Annotated in this window: 1 protein-coding gene; it reads right to left on the bottom strand. The window is 63.6% G+C overall.

Going from position 1 to position 1,352, the window contains the following annotated elements:
• On the bottom strand, window positions 1–1,352 hold a 1,352-nt coding region (locus tag VK682_RS27185; RefSeq protein ID WP_425262627.1), incomplete at both ends, for an ISL3 family transposase.

Here is a 1,352-nt window from a genome sequence, read left to right as displayed (position 1 = left end):
GGTCGATACCAGCTGCACCATACATCTGCCGTTTCAGCATCTTTAGCCTGTTGATCTGGCCTTCAGTCTGGCCGTTGGACCAAGGCTCGCGAAGCGCCGCCGCAACGGCGTCGAGATCGGCAGAGAGCCCGCGCGAAAAGGCCGCCAGTCCAGACGCCTTCGCCTGATCCAACCAGTCAGCCAGCCCGTCCTCCTCGCCGTTGCGGACCATTGAGGTGAAGGCATCGAGGAGCCGACGGTCCTGCGCCAGTTGCGGCAGAGCGTGCTCGACCTGCGTGACGAATATGCTGTCGGCCTTCGAGAGATGGTGCCGACCAGAGGCCATCATGCGGGCAATCTTGCGGCTCGGAGGACACTTGCCTGAGCCGTGGGGGATGGCGGCCTCGGCGCGGCGTTGACGCGTGACCCATTCACCGACGACCCGGAGACTTCCTTGGAAGCCGTTCGACCGCAGCCGGCGCCAGAGTTCAGCGCCATTGCGACATCCGTCCAGCCAATGCTTCTCCAAAAGCGGGAACCAGGGAGTAAGGCTGCTTTGTCGCAGCCGGAAGACGTCTTCTCGTTCGCCACGGAGGACGCGCCGGACCAGACCCCGGCTCAGACCAGTGATCCGGACGATCCGCTTGATGGGCACACCTTCGGACCGCATGCGCTGGATCATCACGTTGGTTTGCTGGCGCCGCTGAAAACCTTCGAATTGCAGGCGCTCCGCCGCAGTCAGAATGCCGGGATCCAGCTCGGCGCTGCAGGCCGTTCTTCTTATGATGGGCATTGCGCGACGGACGGCGGCCAGAAACGCATCGCTCGCATTCTGCAGGAGGTGCCAACGGTCGGCAACCTGGGTCGCATCAGGAAGCGCTTCGGAAATCGCTTGCCTGTATCCGCCATTCCGATCTCGCGCGACGACTTCGATCTGCGGATGTCGCCGTAGCCAGGCGGCGACGGTCGCAGGTTCGCGGTCTGGCAGCAGGTCGATGACGGCACGGCGTTCGAGATCGCAGATCAGCGTTCCATAGCGTTGTCCCTTGCGCCAGGCCCAGTCGTCGATCCCGATGACGCGCGGTTCACAGCCCATGGTCCGCACACCTGACGCAGCCCCGCGGAGGAAGGTATCCTTGCTCAAGCCGAACCGCAGTCGGCGCCCAAGTGCCTGGGCTGGCCGACCGCCCATCGCACGGCCGAGGTAGGCGACAAGGTCCTGAAATCGCCCGGTCCGACGACCATGCCGGCACGCAAGGCAATTCGGGACTTTCTCGCTGAAAGTTATCGTGGGACAGTGCGCCTCAACACAGCGGAACCGCTGCACTGACAAGCGTACCTGCACGGAACGACCATGCGCTGGAAAATCCTTG

This window comes from Salipiger marinus (genome assembly GCF_035481585.1).
GTDB lineage: Bacteria > Pseudomonadota > Alphaproteobacteria > Rhodobacterales > Rhodobacteraceae > Salipiger > Salipiger marinus.
The sequence above is the reverse complement of the archived record's forward strand: the minus strand, read 5'-3'. Positions and strand labels throughout refer to the sequence as shown.